The sequence below is a fragment of the Sphingobium sp. RS1 genome (assembly GCF_056156825.1).
On the sequence record NZ_JBLZXE010000001.1, the window covers coordinates 172,288 to 189,922 of the forward strand.

The window sequence follows — 17,635 nt, forward strand, 5'->3', positions numbered from 1 at the left end:
GCCAGCGCAAACCGGCTCGCACCGACAGCCTCTACAAGCAAACTGTTATCATGAAGAGGATCGTCGTGACCAAAGCATTGTCTCCCCAAACCATGACGTTGGTCAAAGCGACGGCGCCAGCCCTTCAACAGCATGGCGTGGACATCACCACGCGCATGTATCAGCGGCTATTTGTCGATCCCGAGATCAAGGCGCTGTTCGACATGGCCGCGCAGGAGTCGGGCGCGCAACCCAAGCGCCTTGCGGCGGCGATCCTGGCGTTCGCCCAGAATGTGGACAAGCTCGACGTCCTGAAACCGGCGATCGAGCGGATCGCCGGGCGGCACGTCGATACCCATATCAAACCAGAGCATTATCCTGCGGTCGCCAATGCCTTGCTGCCGGCCATTCGCGACATCCTGGGCGAGGCCGCGACGGACGAAATCCTGGCGGCATGGGGCGAAGCCTATTGGTTCCTCGCCGACATTCTGATCGCGCGCGAGGCCGAGCTTTATGACGAGGCCCAGGCCGCATGACGGGGCCGGCGCCCTACAGCTCGTCGCCGGTGTTCGATCAGGACACATTGCCGGCGGCGCTGCGCGCGCGCCATGACACCAAGGCGGGGGTGTGGGGACTGATCCGCGTCCTCGAAGGTGAACTGAAGCTCACCTATCTCGAGCCGGCGTCGGAAGTCATCCTGAAGCCCGGTCATCCCGGTCTGATCGAACCGCAGCAGCCGCATTTCGTGACCCCGCTGGGTCCGATGCGGATGCAGGTCGAATTTTACCATGAGCCGCCCCCGAAGAGCTGATGATCGCGGACGATTTCACTCTTGCGCGCGTGATCCATGTCGTCGCCGTCCTGTTCTGGATCGGCGGCGTCGCCTTCGTGACGCTGGTGCTGATGCCGGCCGTGCGTGCCGGCAATCCGCCCGCTGAGAGGCTGGCGGCATTTCACCGGATCGAAGGCCGCTTCGCGCCGCAGGCTCGGCTGTGGGTTCTCCTTGCCGGCGCTAGCGGCTTCTGGATGACCTGGCGGGCGGACCTGTGGGAGCGTTTCGCCGATCCCCGCCTCTGGTGGATGCAAGCGATGGTGGCGATCTGGCTGGTGTTCGTCGCCATGCTGTTCGTCATCGAGCCGCTTTATCTGCACCGCCGCATGGCCGCTTCCCCCGATCCGGCGGCCGACTTCGCACGCATGGAGCGTATGCACCGTCTGCTGCTGGCGGCATCGGTCATCGCGCTGATCGGCGCCGTCGGCGGCAGTCACGGGCTTTTCTAAAGGAAGAGGGACGGGGAACGATGTCGACGACGAAACGGCTGTGGATCGGCCTGGCTGCCGTCATCTTCGCAGGATTCGCGGTGATGCTGTGGCTCGGGTCGGACCTTATGCGTACCGCGCCGCCGATCCCCGAACGGGTCGTGACCGCTTCCGGGCGCACCGTCTTCACACGCGACGATATCGAGACCGGCCAACAGGTTTGGCAGTCGATGGGCGGCCAGCAGCTCGGCAGCGTGTGGGGTCACGGCGCATTGATCGCGCCCGACTGGTCCGCCGACTGGCTGCACCGGGAGGCGCTGGCCCAGCTCGACGCCGTTGCCCGCACGAAGGGCGCGGCCAGCTTCGACATGCTGTCGCTGGCAGATAAGGCGGCTTTGCAGGCCGAGCTACGTCCCGGCTTCCGTGCCAACACCTATGACGCTGCGACCGGCACGCTGACGATCAGCGACGCGCGCGCTGCAGCGATCGCCGGCGTGGCAAGGCATTATGACAGCCTGTTCTCCGCTGACCCGGCAACGCGCGATTTGCGCGTCGCCTACGCCATGAAGGAGAACACACTTCCCGATCCGGCGCGGCGCAGGGAACTCGCGGCCTTCTTCTTCTGGACAGCCTGGGCGACCGTGACCGATCGGCCCGGCGATATGGTGAGCTTTACCAACAACTGGCCCTCCGAACCGCTGGTCGGCAACGTGCCCACGTCCGGCACCTTCATGTGGTCGCTTTTCAGCATCCTCTTCATGCTCGCCGGCATCGGCCTTCTCGCGTGGCACTATGCGGTCTGGCACGGCAAGGAACCGCCGCTCACCCCGCCCGCGGCCGATCCGCTCAAGGGGATCGTTCTGACACCCTCGATGCGTGCCAGCGCCAAATATTTCTGGATCGTCATCGCGCTCCTGCTCGCGCAGATCGGCCTGGGGGCGGCGACCGCGCATTATCAGGTCGAGGGCCAGCATTTCTACGGCATCAACCTCGCCGACTGGCTACCCTACAGCCTGACTCGAAGCTGGCACACCCAGCTCGCGGTGCTGTGGATCGCGACGGCCTGGCTCGGCACCGGCCTCTATATCGCGCCCGCCATCTCCGGCCATGAGCCGCCGTGGCAGCGCGCCGGTGTCAACTTCCTGTTCGTCAGCCTGATCGTCATCGTCGTCGGCGCGTTCGCCGGACAATGGCTGGCGGTGATGCAGAAGATGGGCCTCACCGAAAACTTCTGGTTCGGGCATCAAGGCTGGGAATATGTCGATCTTGGCCGGTTCTGGCAGATATACCTCTTCATCGGCCTGCTGCTGTGGCTCTTCCTCGTGGGTCGCGCGCTCTGGCCCGCGATCCGGCGCCGGGATGAGATGTCCTCGATCGTCGGCCTGCTGTTCCTCTCCACGGTGGCGATCGGTCTCTTCTATGGCGCGGGGCTCATGTATGGCGCGCGCAGCCACCTGTCCGAGGTTGAGTATTGGCGTTGGTGGGTGGTCCATCTCTGGGTCGAGGGCTTCTTCGAGATTTTCGCGGTCGCCGTCATCAGCTTCCTGTTCGTAAAGCTGGGGCTGGTGCGCGGCCGCACGGCCACGGTCAATGTGCTGTTCGCGACGATCGTCTTCCTGTCGGGCGGCGTGCTTGGCATGTTCCACCATCTCTATTTCGTCGGCACGTCGATGGCGGGCGTGGCGCTCGGCGCCAGTTTCTCCGCGCTTGAGGTGGTCCCGCTCGCGTTAATCGGCCTCGAGGCGATGGACACCTGGTCGCACAGTCGCGCGACGCCGTGGATGGCGCGCTACAAATGGCCGATCATGTTTTTCCTCGCGGTGAGCTTCTGGAATCTGGTCGGCGCCGGCCTGTTCGGCTTCCTCATCAACACGCCGATCGCGCTCTATTACGTCCAGGGACTCAACCTGACCCCGCTGCACGGCCATACCGCGCTCTTCGGCGTCTATGGGATGCTCGGCATCGGCCTGATGCTCTTCTGCCTGCGCGGCCTGCGCGATCATATCCATTGGAACGAAGGCTGGCTACGCGCGAGCTTCTGGTGCTTCAACATCGGGCTTGCCCTGATGGCCCTGCTCACGCTGCTGCCGATGGGCGTGCTGCAACTTCAGGCGGCGCTCGATCATGGCTACGCCTATGCGCGGTCGGCCGCGTTTATGGATCGGCCGCTGATCCATTTCCTCGTGTGGATGCGCACCCCCGGCGATGTGGTATTTGCCGCTGGCGCGCTGCTGCTGACGGCGTTTGTCGCGCTGCAATGGCTTCGGCCCATACCGGAAGTACCCGCCTCTACTGCAAAGGCGAACGAACAGAGCGTTTGACTAACACCTACGTGCCGATTTGTGGATATCAGTCAGCCCGTAAAATGACTGCTGTGGTGTAGAGGGAATGCAATTCCCATCCTAAGGATGCATAGAGACCGCGACCCTCTGCAGTGGCGACCAACACCTCCCGCGTCGCACCATGATGCGCGCGATGGATTCAAGTTTCTTCATGACGGTTCGCGCGAGGCCGCGCCGTCTATGAGCGGCGTTGGTTTCGATCCGATCGTATATGGCAAACTCACCGACGCGAACGACACGTCCGATTGCGACCAGCGCGCCGCTCGGAGTAAGCGCCCGCACGATTACAATGGGGCGAGGTTCAGCCGCATCGAGCAGATAGCCGTCAGGAGGCGCGGAATCGCCGGGCATGATGCGCCGATATTTCATCATGAAGCCCGGTGGCTGTATTACCCAGTGTTCTGGTAAGGCGACGCGCATTGCTGTCGCCGAGACACAAGCTTTCAAAAAAACCCACGGCTCCTCGATCGTGGTGGCCAATTCGTGCAGGGCCGGCGAGATATCGGTAAAGACATAGCGCGTCCGTTGTTGCGGCCATCCCACATCGACTCTGAAACCACCGTGATCTTCGACCGGAGGCGGCGTTTCGCGGGCAATGGTCCATCCTTCGATCCAAGTCGCCACAACTCTTGAATCGGCAACCAACTCATGTTCGTTAGCCATGCCTCATCCTATCAAAACCTGATGCCGGTTGGACGAGCAGATCAGTTTACGGGCGAGGGCGAAAATCGTTGATATATCGCTTGGTCTCGGAAACGCTGATTTTCGAGACAACGCAGCCTGAAAGGCTCAAAAGCGGCAATGAGCATCTCCTCGATTTCGACTTCCGGTTGATGGGCACAGGCGAGTTAGCCAGACAAGTCGTGGTTAGAGGTTCGGACTGCAATAATAGAGTTGTCCAAAGAGCCGGGTCCTCTCTACCGGTCTATCCTAGCCCTTGAACGACCGCTTCTGCGACAATCGAGACGTCAAGCGCCCCAGGTTGACGCAACGCTATCGAGCCGCTTAGCTCATTCTACGTTCAGCCATCTATGCTCATCTCGGCGGACTTGTTCAAACCGACACACAAACTACGCACTCGGCGCTTCGCACAAAGTTCTATAGGACAGCGAAGGCCGGTCATCCATCGATTCCGGCATCATTTGATACATGCATTATCTTAGGGCAGCCCGACGTAAAATTGCCGTCCCGAAACGAGCCATCGCCCGTGTCCGTCCATCCAATGATCGAGATGGCCAGCACCGCAGAGGCCGACGACCACCGCGACCTGACAACGGCGCAAACGGCCGAGTTCGGGGGTCATCTCGACCTCTACGATCGCACATCTTGCCTGCAGGACAGCGACTAAAGCGGGCGGCGACTACGGCAGAGAGGTGAGGGGAAGGGAGCCGGGCGCGCAGAATGGCTGCGCGAGACCGGAGCGACTCCCATGCTGGCCAGCGATCGCCCCGCGCCGTCCGCGCGGCCCCGTGACATCGACTATATCCGCGTCGCCGAGCCGGCTCCCGTCGTGCTTGCCTATGGCATCGGCGTCGACAGCACGGCGCTCCTCGTCGAGCTCGAAAGCCGCGGCACGCCGCCTGATCTCGTGATCACCGGTGACCCGGGCATCGAGAAGCCGGAGACCTATGTCTATCAGGAGATGATGGCGGCGTGGATGGCCGCGCGCGGCATCCGCTACGAGACCGTCCGCTACACGCCAAAGCGCTTCAAGCACTGGCCGCCCTATTACGACCTGCTGGCCAATGTCCTCACCAATGCCACACTCCCCAGCATCAGCCTCGGGCGCCACAGCTGCAGTCTTAAGTGGAAAGTGGCTCCGCAGGACGCTTTCCTGAAGCAATGGGAGCCGGCAAAGGCCGCCTGGGCCAGAGGCCAGAAGGTCATACGCCTCATCGGGTATGATGCCTCGCCCGCCGACACGCGCCGCTATAACCATGCGTCCGCCATCGCGAACGATCTGTTCGAATGCCGCTACCCCTTGCGCGAATGGGGCTGGAACCGCGCCGCCTGCATCGCGCGCATAGAGGCCGCAGGTCTGCCGGTGCCACCAAAATCGAGCTGTTTCATCTGCGGGGCGATGAAGCCCGACGAGGTCCGAGCGCTGCCTTCCTGGTGCCTCAGGCTCATCGTCCTTGTCGAAGCGCGCGCAGCTCCACGCCTGCGCACGGTCGAAGGCCTCTGGCGCCGTTCGACTGCGACCCGCCCGGGCCGAATGACCGACTTCATCCGCGCCGAAGAACTGCTCCCTGCGGCCGACATCGACGCGATCATCCGCGATGCGCCGGCCGATCTCATCCGCTTCCAGGACGTGGCAGGGCACGTCCCGCTCCCCGAACGACCGACAATGGCGGAGTGGCTCGACATGTTCAACGCCGGCCTGTTGGAGGCAGCATGACAGTCCCCGTCACCGAACGCATCACCCAGCTCAACGATCGCTGCCGGCACGGCCTCGACCCCAACGCGCGGATCATGGTCACGCGCAACTGTCTCGCCCGGCTTTCAGGCGACGGCGAGGGGATCGCTGAGGTACTCGCCCAGGCCGCGTTGCTTGCGGCCGTGCGCCGTTACGCGTTCCAGCCGGGTGATGGCCCCGAACGCGACTTCGGCGCCTTCGACCTGCAGGGGCAGCGAGTCCTCTTCAAGATCGATTATTACGACATGGCGCTCGAGTGCGGCTCCGAAGACCCGGCAGATGCCTCGATCACTCGGCGCGTCCTCACCGTCATGCTCGCCGACGATTACTGACCGCGTCCGCGGGCAAATCCAACCTTTCGAAATCGACTGCGCGCTCTTCCAGCCCTCCGGGCCGCGCGAGGGGAGGGGGAAGGCGAGCGTGAGGCTCGCAGAACCGAAGGCACGCGACCCCGGCCGACCCGGCCTTCCCATTCCACGAGGAGATCCGTCTTGAGCACTCCAGAACCGAGCTGCGCCACGCTGCCGCTCTCGCGCATCGTCAAGGGCGACAATCCGCGTCGCTATTTCGACCGGAAAAAGCACGACGATCTCGTCGCTTCGATCCGCATTCGTGGCATCCTGCAGCCGATCCTGGTTCGTCCGGCACCCAGCTCGGACGATAGCTACGCCATCGTCGCCGGCGAGCGCCGGTACAGGGCGGCGCTGGAAGCGTTCGGTTCCGACGGCGAGGTGCCCGCGATCATCCGCGAGATGACCGACCAGGAGGCCCTCGAGGCGGCAATCGACGAGAACGACAATCGCGACGACGCCTCGGAGACGGAACAAGCGGACGCGGCCGTTCGCGTGCTCGCCGCATGCCGTAACGATCGCGCCGAGGCCGCGCGGCGTCTGGGCTGGTCGCGGGCCAAGCTCGATCGCCGCCTGGCGCTCGCCGAACTCTCCGAGGCGGTCAAACTTGCGCTCGACGAACGGCGGATCAAGGTCGGCCATGCTGAACTCCTCGCCGCGATCCCCGCCGACAAGCAGGACAAGGCCCTCGAGACCATCCTGGGCTCCGGTCTCGATGTCAGCAAGACCCGCGACCTCCTCATGCGCGTCACCCAGAATCTCGGCGCGGCGTGCTTCGACAAGACCGACTGCACCACCTGTCCGTTCAACTCGGCCGCACAGCGAACCCTGTTCGAAACCCATGTCGATGACGGCCATTGCACCAATCCGGGCTGCTTCCAGCTCAAGACCGAGGCGTGGGAAACCGCCCAACGCGAGGAGCAGGAGCGCGCCGCTGCCGCGGCCAAGGCAGCGGCGCCGCCGCCCGCAGACGACATCGAGGACGAGGAACAGGATGACGACGAAGACGACGCCATCGACCAGAGCCCGCCGGAAGCGGACGATCAGGAAGAGGCAGGCGACCGCGCCTCGCCTTCGGGCACGGCAGCCACGCCCGCATCCACGCCGCCCACTGTCGTTCAATCCAAGGGCAGTATAGTCCAGGCGCACAAGCCAACGGTCACCGTCAAGTCGATCGCCGGCCGCACCAGCGACCTGCGCGAGGCGACGTGGCGCACCGCGCTCGCCCGTGCGCTCGCCGGCAATGCCGCGCACGCCCAGACCGCGATCCTGGTCGCCGCGATGTCGGGCACGCTCTCGCAGATCAAACCGGAGACGCTGAAGGCCCGCGCCGGCCTGCTGGTGGGCGCCTCGTTCCCGGAGCTCGCCTACAGCGCCAAGATCGCGGAGATCCGCGCGTTGCCCGAGGCTCAGGCCGAGAAGGTGCTTTCCGCGATCGGCGCCGCTTATGCCAAGGATGTGCTCACCTTCGGCCATGTCGCCGACCTCGCCCGGACCTTCGACGTCGACCTGCGCGATGTCTGGCAGGTCGATAAGACATTCCTCGAGCGCTACACCAAGGACGAACTCAGGTTCATCGCCCAGGAGTGCGGCCTCGTCGCGCATGTAAGCGAAAAAGCGTTCGCCAAGCTGCTCAGTGCGAAGAAGGCCGACCTGATCGCTGGCATGCTCAACGCCACCGGCTTCGACTGGGCCGGCCGCCTGCCGAGCTCGATGACGCTCGACGGCCAATATGGCCCGCCCCCCGTGCCGGCCCAAGCCGAAGAGCCGCTCTCCCGACAAGCCGCCTGACCCGCTTCTCCAATCTCACACAAGGACCGAACGCCATGCTGATCTCCAGCCTTCTTCCTATGCTCGCCCGCTACTCGCTCGGCTTCGATCTTGTCGCCGGCGCCAACGACACGGTCACCCTGACCATCCTTCCGCGCAAGGCCGAAGGCGCAAAGGACAATCTCGAGGCCAGCGAAACCCGGCCGATCTCGATCACGGCGACCGCCGCAGAAATCGATGCGGAGCTCGCCCGGGGCCCTGACGGCGCGCTCGGCCAGCTCATCGCCTCGCGCCGCACCCTTGCCGATCAGATCGCGGAGCAGCGACAGGCTGCCGAAGCCGCACGGGCGGCCGCCGCCGAGGCAGCCAAAGCCAAGGCGGCTGCGCCCAAGACGCCCGCGCCTGCAGCCTCACCGAAGACGCCGGCTCCCAGCAGCCCGCCGGTCGATGCCAAGGCCGAGGAGCCCGCCAGCCTCTGGTGACGCGCCGCCCTTGAACTTCCCGATCACCACCAGCCCGGAAGGCCAGCCATGCAGATCAACCAGCTCACCCGCGCCTATCGCTACGACGGCATCGACCTGCCCGTGCCGCCGCACCTTGCGGACGACCGCCAAGCTCTGCGCGCCTATCATGCTACCCTCTACCCGGCGATTCTCACTGCCGAGGCGGTGGACGCCGGCGTGTCGGGCACCGCCCACGTCACCGAATATCGCCGCGCCGTCGGCACCAAGGGCTGATCGTGCCCTGCGGCAACGACGCGCCGATCCCCGCCGCACCGCGCAAGACGCTCCTCGAATGGATCGAGCACGACGATGGCAACACGAGCGAGTTCCCCCAGCCTTCCTGCAGCGCCCAGGCCAAGGCGCTTCACGCGCGGATCCTCCCCGATCCCGACAACGGCAAAGGCGAAGCGCCGGAGCCGCTCCAGCCTCCTCCCGGTCTCAGGCTCGCGCCCCTCGGTTGACCTCGCGGGGCGAACGGTCGCGTTATCGGCCGACATTCCCGCGACCTTCGACCAGCCCCTCAGCAATCACCACAAGCTGATCGGCCGCTGGGTCGCGGGGCGAGAGCCGAGCGCCAAGCAATACACCCGTGTGAGTGCCCGCCGCCGCATCGAGCAGGTTTTCAACGCTGCCGTGCTCGAGATCCTGGACCCGATCGAAATCGTCGACCTGCGGATCGCGGTCCTCACCGGCGAAGACGCCAACCCGCCGGCGATCGCGGTCGCGTGTGACAGCCTCGGACAGCTGGATCTCGGCTGGATCGAAACCGGCGAGGCGCCCACCCCCTGGCGTGCCGCGGCCTATGCGGCGCTCGGCGAAACCCTCGGCACCGCGCTCCCGATCTTCGGCTACCAGGACCTCTTCGACGAAATCTCCATGTATTACTGGGACGGGGAGATCGACGACGAGGGCGCGCGCCAGAGCCTGATCGCCTATCACGGCCTCAGCGCCGAGGAACTCGAAGAGCAGACCATGCCTTCGGAGATGAACGCGCGCCGGCCTGACTGGATGATCGGCGCGAACGCGGCGAAACCGGCCGCCCTTCCGAAGGGCCTGCGCGAGGCGCTCTGCCAGCTTCGCGACGCGCACAAGGCGCTCAAGCGGCTGCCATCGGACCGCAACGCCTGGCACTTCGATACCGACATTCTCTACGAATATGTGCCGGGGATCGAGGAATGCTCGTCCCTGCCGCCGTTGACGCTCGTGCCTTTCGATGAGTTCGCGCGCGAGCTCGACGATGTCGCCCGCCACGGCATGGAAATGGGCTTCATGGACGTCTGCGGCATCTGCCCGCTGCCCGATGTCAGCCGGATCGACGACTGGTTCGCAAGCCTGCGCCTCGGCGTCCAGTTCCTGCTCGCCGCCCAGGACCTCGTCCGCTTCGACCCACCCAATCCGTGAGGCCGTCATGTCCGATCACAGCAGCCACTTCGAAACCACTGGCGGCGGTCTCGTCCTGACCAACGCCGTTCTGCTCTATCAGGCGGGAACGCCCCGCACGCCCAGCCCTTATGGCGCTCCAAGGCCGGATGCGGCGGCCTTCGCCAGCATGCATGCCGTCGAGCACGATGCGGACGGGCGTCCGACGATCGCCGCCGGCGTGCCCCTGTCGCGGGCACAGCTGCGCCAATGGACAGAGGCGCTGGGCCGGACCGCGGTTCCAGAGATCCTGCCGGCCAATGTGCTTGTCTCCCACCCGGACGTCCTCGCCTGGTGGGTGCCGGAGCAGGTGCGCCAAGCCTATTTTGCGCTGTCGTCGCCCCCCGATGGCCTTCGGGCGCTCGCACGGCGCACTACCGTCGCGGTGCCATACCCGGCCCATCTGTTCGTCGCCACGCGCTCCGGCCTCGGCGTTTACGCGCTTGCCGCAAGCGAGCGCCCTGCCGCCGACACGCCGGTGCTCCATTCGCCGATCCTCAACGTCTTCATCCAAGGCCGGCTGTGCTGGGGCAACATCCCGAGGCCGAAAACACTGGGCGTTGCCGCCATCTCGGAATTCGAGCGCGCGGTGTTCGACAGCTGGTCAACTCACCCCAACCCCGGCCAGGAGCGGACGGTCACGGGGAAGGGCGGCCTGGTCAGGCTCTGGGACGATCTTGCCGCGCGCGGCGCGCGTCGTTTTCCGGTGAAGCGGCTCCGATCCTTCCATCCTGCCGCCGGCCAGCGGCAAGTCCGTCCCGCCGCTGATGCGGTCACGGTCGGTATGCTCGTTGCCGCAGCGGCAGGGAGATGATCATGATCGCCGAAGATCCGACCGCGGCGGCACTGCTCGCTGTCGTGCCCTGCTATCCGGTGCCATCGAGCGGTGGCTCGCCGGCACTCGACGCGCTTCGCGGCAGCCGTGCCGGCCACGGCCTTGCGGTGGGCAAGGATGGCGTAATGCTCATCCTGCGCCGGCCATGGCTTGCTCTCGATGCGCCGGTGACGCCGCCGATCGCCGCCTATCTTCCTTATGGCAGCATCGGGTCACCCAAGGCCGACCTGCGCTGCGGACTGATCCCTGGCGAGCATCTGGCTGCGATCCTCGATCACTTCCGGGCGGCTCTGCCCAACGAGGCTGCGGCCTTCATCCTCTGGAACGAGACGACCAACACGTTCGCGGTCGATTTTCCGGCAATCGACGACGCCACGCCGACACGCCTCGTCTATCGCCCCCCGGTCTGCGAGCCGGGCTGGCACATGGTCTGCGACATCCACAGCCACGGGCGGGGGCCCGCCTATTTCAGCGCGACCGACGATGCGGACGACGCCCACGCTACGAAAATTTCGCTCGTCATCGGCCGGCTCCACGATCCCGCTGGCCCGGTCATGGCAGCGCGGCTCTGCGCGGGCGGCATGTTCCTGGCCGTACCGCGCAGTCCATTTTCCGGAGACAATCCATGCAGCCTGAGAGCCCCAAGCGCCACTATCTTCCCGCCGCCTTCGACAACAGCGCTGTCCGAATCCTGCTCGTGGGATGCGGTGGAAACGGAGCGCAAATGCTGATGGGGCTCGCCTCGCTCGATACCGCATTGCGCGCAATTTCCTCACGCTCGCTCGAGGTCACCGTGGTCGACGAAGACATCGTCACCGAGGCGAATCTCGGCCGCCAGCCCTTCTACCGCTGCGATCTCGGCAATTCGAAGGCGAGGACGCTGACCGAACGGATCAACCTTGCCCATGGTCTGGCCTGGAAGGCGGTCCACGGCCGCGCACCCGGAGCGATCGGCGTCGACAACAGCCATGTGCTCATCAGCTGCGTCGACACGGCCTCGGCCCGCCGCGCGCTGGGCGCGGCGCTGCAGGATGCGCGGAACCCGCCCATCTATTGGTTGGACCTCGGCAACCGCGCCAGCGACGGCCAATATCTGATCGGATGCCCGGGCCGTGGAACCGGCCGCGACGATAATCGCCTTCCAACGGTGCTCGAGGCTTTTCCCGAACTCGCCGACGAGGGCCTGGCCGAAGACGATGCGCCCTCCTGTTCGGTCGCCGAGGCGCTCGAGCGCCAGTCGCTCTTCGTCAACCGGGTGCTTGCGAGCCACGCGCTGGCGCTCCTGTTCGATCTGCTCGGACGCGGGTCGATTGGCCACGCCGGCGCCTTCGTGAATCTTGCCACCGGGTACAGCGTTCCGATCCCGCTACCTATGAAGGTCGTTTCCCTGTGCTAAAGCAGGTGGCTCGCCACCCCTGTGAACGGTGATGGTCCGGTTGCGTCACCGCGCTCGGACCATAGCATTATTCTGCCGAGGCCGTTTCAGCAGGAGCGATTTCGACCGGTGCTGTCGGCGGGGTGTCAGCTTTCGTCGCACGGCTGCGCTTTGGCTTTGCAGGCTCGACAGCCGCTGCCGGTTTCCCTTTGCCGATGGCGGCCTTGGCGTTCGACGTTTTTGGCGAGGCCTTTGCAGGGGCTGCCTTCGCGCGCGGCCCGCGAGCGGGCGTCGCCTTCACTTGCGCAGCTTCGCTGGCAGTCGCTTCGGGCGTTGGGGCCGGCTCGCCTGCCGGCGCCGCAACGGTCTCGGCGACAGCGCTGGGCTTGCCCTTCCCGGCTACGGCATTGGGCTTCGCCTTAGTTGCCGGGGCAGAGGCATTCACTCGAGCCTTGCGCACCGGCGCGGGCACTTCCGCGACCACTTCCGCAGGCGCCACTTCGGCTGCCGGGGCTTCGCTGCCCGCCTCGGCTAGCGCCGGATTAGCGGCGACGTCCTTCCGCTTGCCGCCAAGACCAAGTTTCAGGGCGGCCTCCCGGCGCGCGGCGGAATAACCGGGTGCGACCATGGGATAGTCCGCGGGCAGATCATAGCGCGCGCGATATTCTGCGGGCGTCAGGCCGTGAGTCGAGAGATGGCGTTTCAGGGACTTATAAGGCTTGCCGTCGATCAGGCTCAGTATCTGATCGGGCGACGCAAGGCTTGCATCTACCGTCACCGCTGGCTTGAACTCGGGGGCTGGTGTCGGCGGCACAGCCGCTGGTTCAACTGACACCGGCGCGGACACTGTCTCTTCAGGGGCTGGCGACACCACTGGTGCATCGCCCAACAAGGCTTTTCGAGTTCCCTCGACCAGCGCGGGCAGTTCGCTGCTCGGCACGGTGTTGTTCGCAAAATAGGCGCTGAGCAGCGCCACGGTCAGAGACATCACGTCCGACTGTTCGGCCTCGGCCATGCAGGTTCCTTCTTTTGTTTGGATAGACTGGTCTTGACCCATGCGTGATTGCGCAAGCGTAAACAGATACGTGCCGTCATTCGGCGTGCAAGTCAAAGGGAGGGAGAAAGAAACTCATGGATGGCGTGGCGATTGGGCCGCGCAACTGTCTCATCGAGAAAATTTATGGCGGACAGCTTCGTTGAGGGGCTCTTTCTCCTTCACCTGCTCAAGCAAATGAAGCTGCATTGAGTGAAGAGCCTCTCACCAACGAAATCGAGGCGTCTCTTCCGGGCGCCTGACATTCTCCGCCCGCGAACGGCGGAAAACCAATCATCCGAGGAAATATGTAATGACCGACACCACTTCGTCGGGCGCGCCCGCGCGCCTCTATAGCCAGACCCCATATGACGATCGAGGCAACTTCCATTATCAGGGCGATCTCTATCGTCCCAGTGATAATCTTGCGACCCTCGCTGGCCGCATCGAACCGCATCTGGCGCGGTGCTTTCCGAACGCGTCCTTTGCGATCCAGACCCAGAAATTCGCGGGAGGACGCAAGATCACCGCTGAGATCCTCGACTGGCCCGAGGATCTGACCGGGCGTGACGCTCAGGAGGCCGCGCAGGTCGCGATCCGCGACCAGATGGAGCGGTTCGGAACTACCCGCACCAACCCTCTACAGGACTTCTGGTCCTGCTCCTTCTACTGCGAAGCGCGCATTGGACAGGTTTATTGGTCGGCGCTCGCGAAACGCAACGGACTGAAGAATCCGGTCGACGCGATCGTATCGCTGGCCGCCTTCAAGAAGCGCGTAAAAGCGGGCGACGCCCTCAAACTGGTCGATGCGCCGGCAGGGCATCGCGCAATTGGGACCACGCGGACGATCACCAAGGTGCGCTCGGGCGATCTGATCCTCGAAGGCAAATCCTATCTCGGTTTCCCGCGGGCGTCGGCTTTCGCGTGCGATGGCAAGTTCGTTCGCATCTCGATCGGATCGGAATATGAGCCGGACGCCCATCTGCTGTACGAGTGGATAGTGCAAAAGGCCGCGTGAGACATGGCCCTCATCGTCAAGGGCGGCGCCGTCTGCCAGAGCCCTCCGCGTCGGCGCCGACCATTCCGTATCGTGCAGAAGGGCTATCCCGACATCTGGGCGGCTGACTGGGCTGACGCCTCGCGCCTTTACTGCGATCGGCGGGACATGAACGGCCTGGGCGCAAGTATGTTCCCTGAAGCCACCCTGCTCCTCGAACACATGCCTGTCGGCCGCATCAGCTACAACGGCCGTATCTGGCTTCCAGGCGAGTGGCGTCCGGACGACCGGCCACTGTACGATAACCAGATCGCGTCCGGCACCTGACCGCGCGCTCTGGTCCTCCCATCCGAAATCGCCGTCCCGAGGAAACTCCATATCCGCAAGCGGCGTCCGAACGGCGAGCGCTACGTCCACATCGAGACCGAGGCCGAGACCAGCGCCGCTGTGCCTGATCGGTTGCGAAAGGGGAGAAGGGGAGGGCCGGGGGAGCAGGTCCGCTCTTGTCCAGGAGACCCCGATGCCCCTTCCCACCGTCATCCACAGCCAGGTCGATCCCGCCGCGATCACCAAGGTGACGCGCCTCTTCAACAACACGCTGGTCGACACCCTGGCTGAGCTCATCCAGAATTCGCGCAGAGCCGGCGCGACGGTCATCGATCTCGATGTTGCCGAGGCCGACGGGCAGAGCTGGCTTGTCATCGCGGATGACGGCGCGGGTATCGCCGATCCCGCCGTGATCCTGGCGCTCGGGCGCTCGGGCTGGGACGACAACATCGCGCGGCGCGAAGACCCTGCCGGCATGGGCGTCTTCAGCCTTGCCGGTCGCCATGTCGAAATCCGCTCCTGCCCGCGCGGTCCGGGCGAGGGCTGGGCTATCACCATCGGACCAGACCATTGGGAATCGGGCGCACCGATAGCTGTCGCCCCCTGCGATCATGGCTTCGGAACTGCAATCCGTCTTCTGCTCGACGACGATTGCACTAGGAATCTCGAAGCAGTGGCCAGCGGCGCGGCGCGCTATTGTCCCACACCGATCCGTTTCAACGGCGTACCCCTTACGCAAGCCGACTGGCTCGCCGGGGCCGATGTGGTCGAGGAGGTCGATGGCGTGCGGATCGGCCTGTTCACCGACGGGCGCACGACGCCCCATCAACCGCGCATCAATTTTCACGGCCTCACGGTTCCTTGCGTCCTGCCGTCAGTCGACGAGAAGGATCGCCATTGGTGGGCCCGGGTCGATATCGTCGATGCGCCGGCCCTGCAGCTCGTCCTGCCGGCCCGCAAGGAGATGGTCGAAAACGCCGCCCTCGAAGCGCTTCGCAATAGGGTGCTCAAGACGATCTACCGGCACATCGCCTCGCTCGGCAGCCATCGACTGTCTCATGCGCAGTGGACCGAGGCCGCCCAGCTTGGCGTCGATCTGCCCGAGGCGACGCCGCTCTTGCGGGCATGGATCCCGGCGACTGCCGACCAGAACAGCGGGCGCGAGAGTCAGGGGCTCATCCCCGCCGATAACCTGATGCTCGTCGATGACTTCGGTCCGCCACTCGAACAATGCGCGGCGTTCGCGCTTGCCCGCGATGGCCGTCTGAGAGGACGCTTGGCTGACCCCGACACTGCCATGGCCGGATATAGCTGGTACGACGCACTGCAGCGCATCGCCGCGCTCCGCTTCGAGATCGAGCGCGATGGCCGCGCCCATGTCTTCGACTGCACCGAGCTACCCGGTCTCGAAAGCGGCCCGGTCGAACGGCTCGACCTCGTGCTTGAAATCACAGGTCCGCAGCCCGAAACGATTACCGTCCCGGCACCTGTCGTCATCGAATATGACGATGGCCTGTTCTGGACCTTCGAAGATGCGAATATCCTGCTGGGCTCTCGCGACGCCGTCTCGCCCGAGGAGCTGGTTGATCTGCTGGAAGCCGCTTGCTTCTGCGCGAGCGACGATCGCGACGCTGATAGCTGGGAGACCCAAAACGACCGCTTCCTTCTCGACGCCAGGGAAATGGCTACCCGCCTTCTGCTCGGCGACGATGCCGCGCTCGTCGAGCGCCTGCGGGCGATCATCGCTTATCGCGCCCAATGGTTCGTGCCCGAAGGCCGGCAGTTCTCGGCGGTGATCGGCCGCGACGCGATCGCCATCGAGCTCCAGCCCACCAACCAGGTGGCGGCATCCTGACGGCATAATTGGAGGACCAAGCCATGCGATCCATCAAACGAGCGGCGCCGGCCGATCGCGCCGCCGTGGCGGAGGCGATTGACCATCTGCGCGCCGCGCGTAACCTTCTCGCCAGGAGCGGCGCCCCGCGTGCCGCCAGGGCCGTTCGCAAGGCACTGCGCAGCGCCGAAGGCGCGGCCCGGCACGTCAACCATCGTATCCGCAGGAGCCAGACATGAGCCGCTACGAACTGAAGCCGAGGCCCGGAAACGGTGTCATCAAGGCGGTGATCGGATGGGATCGCCCGCTGCAGAGCTTCTTCGCGCAAGTCTTCACGCCCACCGAAGACGAGCCCGACGAGGGCGAAGCAACGATCTGGCTCGGCACGGAGCCGGGGGAACTGCCGACCCCCGAGGCCGCGATCCGCGTCGTCGAAGCCTATGCGGACATTCCCGAAACGCTGGCGGCGTCCCTCGCCGCCGACCGGCACGCGACCATCGGGATGGTGGACGGCGTCCACCAGACGCGAGCCAAATTGAGTCTCTTCGGCACTCGCTCCTAAACCCCCCGAGGCCGCTGAAGCGGGCCTCGGAAATGGCGCTTGCGCGCCTGCTCGGCCGAACGGCCGAGGAGGGGAGTGGGGAAGGAGGAAGTTGGCTCGGACACAGTGTTCGAGACCGGCTTTCAGGAGACTTTCCCATGAATATCGGTTCGATCAAGCAGAATGACGCCGGCATTTTCGTCGGCAAGATCGCGACGCTGGCGATCGCGATGACGATTGCGCTGCGCGAGGTGCACTCGGCCAATCCGAAGGCGCCGAAGTACGAGGTGCTGGCGCTGTCGGCATCGCGGGCGTGGGTGCAGGTGGGTGCTCTGTTCGAGCTTGCCTCCAACAGCACCGGCGAGGCGTTCCTCAACGGCAAGATCGAGGATCCGAGCCTGGCCGCGCCGCTCTACGTGTCGGCGTTCCGTCAGGAGGACGGCAGCTACAACGTCGTGTGGTCGCGCCCGACGCGCCGCCGCGACCTCGCCTCGGAGATGGCGCCCAAGGCCGACGAGGGCCTGCCGCCGCTGCCCGGTGCCGACGAGACCGCCGGCCCCGCCACACAGGGCACCGAAGCCGGCCTCGGACAGTCCTCCGCAAGCCATGCCTTCGCTGGCTGATCGCACACGCCAAGTCACGAAAGGCCCTCGC

At 65.1% G+C, this 17,635-nt stretch carries 22 protein-coding genes; 20 read left to right on the top strand and 2 right to left on the bottom strand.

The genetic code is table 11. From position 1 onward, the window contains the following. The first annotated feature begins 92 nt into the window (after positions 1–92). The 4 genes from ACNHGR_RS00865 to ACNHGR_RS00880 are packed head-to-tail and all read left to right on the top strand — an operon-like array spanning position 93 to position 3,560. Entirely contained in the window at positions 93–515 is a 423-nt protein-coding gene (locus ACNHGR_RS00865; protein WP_017183257.1) for a globin domain-containing protein, read from the top strand. Beyond that, a complete protein-coding gene (locus tag ACNHGR_RS00870; RefSeq protein WP_011950472.1) occupies positions 512–790 on the top strand; it encodes a TehB family protein in 279 nt (92 codons plus the stop codon). Before ACNHGR_RS00865 ends, ACNHGR_RS00870 begins: the two co-directional genes overlap by 4 nt. Beyond that, positions 790–1,260: a membrane protein gene (locus ACNHGR_RS00875; RefSeq protein WP_011950471.1), complete on the top strand. Its 471-nt coding sequence runs from the start codon at positions 790–792 to the stop codon at positions 1,258–1,260. The genes ACNHGR_RS00870 and ACNHGR_RS00875 overlap by 1 nt, the downstream gene beginning before the upstream one ends. A gap of 20 nt (positions 1,261–1,280) precedes the next feature. Beyond that, the gene (locus ACNHGR_RS00880) at positions 1,281–3,560 is read left to right on the top strand and encodes a nitric-oxide reductase large subunit (protein WP_011950470.1); all 2,280 of its coding nucleotides are present in this window, start codon (positions 1,281–1,283) and stop codon (positions 3,558–3,560) included. 81 nt (positions 3,561–3,641) lie between these two features. On the opposite strand, the gene ACNHGR_RS00885 is transcribed toward ACNHGR_RS00880, so the two are convergent. Then, on the bottom strand, positions 3,642–4,244 hold the full coding sequence (locus ACNHGR_RS00885; RefSeq protein ID WP_011950469.1) for a GNAT family N-acetyltransferase: 603 nt from the start codon (positions 4,242–4,244) through the stop codon (positions 3,642–3,644). 766 nt (positions 4,245–5,010) lie between these two features. Here ACNHGR_RS00885 and ACNHGR_RS00890 point away from each other — a divergent pair. From ACNHGR_RS00890 to ACNHGR_RS00935, 10 genes are all read left to right on the top strand, one after another. Continuing rightward, entirely contained in the window at positions 5,011–5,979 is a 969-nt protein-coding gene (locus ACNHGR_RS00890) for a hypothetical protein (RefSeq protein WP_011950468.1), read from the top strand. Beyond that, the gene (locus tag ACNHGR_RS00895; RefSeq protein ID WP_017183254.1) at positions 5,976–6,329 is read left to right on the top strand and encodes a DUF3768 domain-containing protein; all 354 of its coding nucleotides are present in this window, start codon (positions 5,976–5,978) and stop codon (positions 6,327–6,329) included. Before ACNHGR_RS00890 ends, ACNHGR_RS00895 begins: the two co-directional genes overlap by 4 nt. 159 nt (positions 6,330–6,488) lie before the next feature. Next, positions 6,489–8,138: a PRTRC system ParB family protein gene (locus tag ACNHGR_RS00900; RefSeq protein ID WP_011950466.1), complete on the top strand. Its 1,650-nt coding sequence runs from the start codon at positions 6,489–6,491 to the stop codon at positions 8,136–8,138. A 35-nt stretch (positions 8,139–8,173) separates the two neighbouring features. Further along, positions 8,174–8,599, top strand: a complete 426-nt coding sequence (locus tag ACNHGR_RS00905; protein ID WP_011950465.1) for a PRTRC system protein E — start codon at positions 8,174–8,176, stop codon at positions 8,597–8,599. A 48-nt stretch (positions 8,600–8,647) separates the two neighbouring features. Further along, positions 8,648–8,854, top strand: coding sequence for a PRTRC system protein C (locus ACNHGR_RS00910; RefSeq protein ID WP_041380136.1), 207 nt, complete (start codon positions 8,648–8,650; stop codon positions 8,852–8,854). Between the two features lie 2 nt (positions 8,855–8,856). Then, positions 8,857–9,081, top strand: coding sequence for a hypothetical protein (locus ACNHGR_RS00915; RefSeq protein ID WP_129927365.1), 225 nt, complete (start codon positions 8,857–8,859; stop codon positions 9,079–9,081). Positions 9,082–9,211: 130 nt separating this feature from the next. After that, positions 9,212–10,021, top strand: a complete 810-nt coding sequence (locus ACNHGR_RS00920) for a hypothetical protein (protein ID WP_230461523.1) — start codon at positions 9,212–9,214, stop codon at positions 10,019–10,021. A gap of 7 nt (positions 10,022–10,028) precedes the next feature. After that, on the top strand, positions 10,029–10,853 hold the full coding sequence (locus tag ACNHGR_RS00925) for a PRTRC system protein B (protein ID WP_011950463.1): 825 nt from the start codon (positions 10,029–10,031) through the stop codon (positions 10,851–10,853). Next, entirely contained in the window at positions 10,850–11,605 is a 756-nt protein-coding gene (locus tag ACNHGR_RS00930) for a PRTRC system protein A (protein ID WP_017183250.1), read from the top strand. Before ACNHGR_RS00925 ends, ACNHGR_RS00930 begins: the two co-directional genes overlap by 4 nt. Then, a complete protein-coding gene (locus tag ACNHGR_RS00935) occupies positions 11,500–12,270 on the top strand; it encodes a PRTRC system ThiF family protein (RefSeq protein ID WP_011950461.1) in 771 nt (256 codons plus the stop codon). Before ACNHGR_RS00930 ends, ACNHGR_RS00935 begins: the two co-directional genes overlap by 106 nt. Before the next feature lie 67 nt (positions 12,271–12,337). On the opposite strand, the gene ACNHGR_RS00940 is transcribed toward ACNHGR_RS00935, so the two are convergent. After that, entirely contained in the window at positions 12,338–13,264 is a 927-nt protein-coding gene (locus tag ACNHGR_RS00940) for a Ros/MucR family transcriptional regulator (RefSeq protein WP_011950460.1), read from the bottom strand. A 331-nt stretch (positions 13,265–13,595) separates the two neighbouring features. Between ACNHGR_RS00940 and ACNHGR_RS00945 the strand changes: the two genes are divergently transcribed. The 6 genes from ACNHGR_RS00945 (at position 13,596) to ACNHGR_RS00970 (ending at position 17,604) form a co-directional block, all read left to right on the top strand. Continuing rightward, on the top strand, positions 13,596–14,300 hold the full coding sequence (locus ACNHGR_RS00945) for a hypothetical protein (RefSeq protein ID WP_011950459.1): 705 nt from the start codon (positions 13,596–13,598) through the stop codon (positions 14,298–14,300). A 3-nt stretch (positions 14,301–14,303) separates the two neighbouring features. Continuing rightward, positions 14,304–14,606, top strand: a complete 303-nt coding sequence (locus ACNHGR_RS00950) for a hypothetical protein (RefSeq protein WP_017183247.1) — start codon at positions 14,304–14,306, stop codon at positions 14,604–14,606. 193 nt (positions 14,607–14,799) lie between these two features. Then, a complete protein-coding gene (locus ACNHGR_RS00955; RefSeq protein ID WP_011950458.1) occupies positions 14,800–16,461 on the top strand; it encodes an ATP-binding protein in 1,662 nt (553 codons plus the stop codon). A 23-nt stretch (positions 16,462–16,484) separates the two neighbouring features. After that, complete coding sequence (locus ACNHGR_RS00960; RefSeq protein WP_017183246.1) at positions 16,485–16,679, top strand: hypothetical protein; 195 nt, start codon at positions 16,485–16,487, stop codon at positions 16,677–16,679. Beyond that, positions 16,676–17,002 (top strand): hypothetical protein, encoded by a 327-nt coding sequence (locus tag ACNHGR_RS00965; protein ID WP_011950457.1) that lies wholly within the window; start codon positions 16,676–16,678, stop codon positions 17,000–17,002. Before ACNHGR_RS00960 ends, ACNHGR_RS00965 begins: the two co-directional genes overlap by 4 nt. Before the next feature lie 137 nt (positions 17,003–17,139). Then, positions 17,140–17,604 carry a DUF736 domain-containing protein gene (locus ACNHGR_RS00970; protein ID WP_011950456.1) on the top strand — a complete coding sequence of 155 codons (465 nt, stop codon included), beginning with the start codon at positions 17,140–17,142 and terminating at the stop codon, positions 17,602–17,604. Positions 17,605–17,635: the final 31 nt, after the last annotated feature.